Origin of the sequence: Fuchsiella alkaliacetigena (assembly GCF_023227765.1) — a bacterium.
GTDB classification, from domain to species: Bacteria; Bacillota; Halanaerobiia; order Halobacteroidales; family Acetohalobiaceae; genus Fuchsiella; species Fuchsiella alkaliacetigena.
Map to the genome: position 1 here is coordinate 1 of NZ_JALKBZ010000106.1, position 1,754 is coordinate 1,754.

The following is a 1,754-nucleotide window of genomic DNA, read 5'->3' on the forward strand; positions in this document are numbered from 1 at the left end:
AAAGACGTCCTATGTCAAGTGAAAATATTACAAGTTAAAATATGGAAGATGATTTTAGACAGAGATTCCCTAAGGATAACTTATAACTTTTAAAAAATTAACTAAGTCTAATCAGCAAAACAGCAAGATAAAGTATTAACTAGCTTCATTTAAAACTTCATAATCAGGTACTTCAGGCATCTTATAAGCTGTTTTATCTCTCATCATAGCAAAGATAATATCAACTAGACGACGTTGCAGACAGACTAAAGCAGACTTTCTTGACTTACCTTCAGCTAGCTTTTTTTGATAGTATTGATAAGCAACTGGGTTTCTAGGCATTCCATCTCTAGTAGTACAGACCTGTTGCAAAGCAAGTAGGTAAAAAGCATTATTGAGCTTACGACAGCCATACTTTTTATGAGAAAGAGAACTAGATTGACCAGAACTATATTCAACCGGTGCTAATCCAGCATATTTAGCTAAATGACTAGCTGAATCGAAGCGGTCAATGTGACCAATCTCAGAGATGAATTGAGCTGCTAAGTTATAGCTAATACCAGGCATAGTAGTTAACCGATAAGGACTCTTTTCAACAGCCTCTTGAAGCTGCGTTTCAATATCTTCAAGTTGCTCATTAATTAGTCTAAGCTGCTTGATCAGCATAGGTATAAGAGAATTTCTAGCTTCAACAGATAAGTCTTCATCTTGTTCCTTATCAACCAAAGCAAGAATCTCATTAGCCTTATCATTAGAGATATTTGCAGCCTGTTTCTTTAAAAACTTTTGTAATCTCTTTTCACCGTAATACTTTAATTTGCCAGGATGAGGGAACTCTTCAAAAAAAGCTAGAGCAGATATAGACTCAAAAGGCTTGCTAAAGAAACTCTTATAATTGGGGTATTGCTGATGAACTAAATCGTGTAATTGGTTTTTAATCTGAGTTCTTTGCTTAACTAAATTACGGCGATGATTACTAAGCTGCTTAAGAGCCTTGAAATTATCATCTTTATGAACTTGGGGGAGTTCATCGAATCGGGAAAGTAATACATTGGCGATAGCTTCAGCGTCAATCAGATCAGACTTATCAGGATTAGAGCTATGATCTCGCTCACGTTTAGTCAAAGCAGGGTTAACCTCTTTAACAGTATAACCGTGCTTAACTAACCACTGAGCCAGAGAACGTCCTAAACCTTGAGTATCTTCCAAACCAAAAACAAGAGTTTCTTGATCAGTAATAAAAACTTCAAGCTCCTTAATAAACTCATCAAAGTTAGCAGGATTATTAGGAGTTTGAACAGCACCAAGTTTCTGATGAAAACAACTAATAATAGCAGCAGTATGTTGATTTTTATGAGTGTCAACACCAATAAATAGAAAGTCTTGATAATTCATTAAAATCAACTCCTTTAGAGATAATTTATAAATAATCATCAGGCGAGTCCTGTTGTCTAAGCGTTAAATCGCAGCGTCCTATCGACCGCCTCTGATGATTAGAAAGAAGTGGGGGTCAGTCTTTCTGAAAGCGTTACTTCAAGATAACTTGAAGCCGCAAGGAAGTGACAAGACTAGCCCACTTCTATAAATACCAATCATAATCAAAAAGAAATAACGAGATGGAGACCTCAATGTTAGAGCGTTACTCCTAAATAGGAGCCGCAGAGGCACTCCACCTCGCTAAGCATAATTATAACAAAGTTTGATTGAAAAATTAAGGTGAAGTGCAAAGATTTAAATTGTTAATGGATATTCTATTAACAAAATAACACAACAGG

At 35.7% G+C, this 1,754-nt stretch carries 1 protein-coding gene; it reads right to left on the reverse strand.

Features of this window, described 5'->3' with window-relative positions; all coding sequences use genetic code 11:
• Positions 1-135: 135 nt before the first annotated feature.
• Positions 136-1,374, reverse strand: a complete 1,239-nt coding sequence (locus tag MWH30_RS13660; protein ID WP_248664654.1) for an IS110 family RNA-guided transposase — start codon at positions 1,372-1,374, stop codon at positions 136-138.
• Positions 1,375-1,754: the final 380 nt, after the last annotated feature.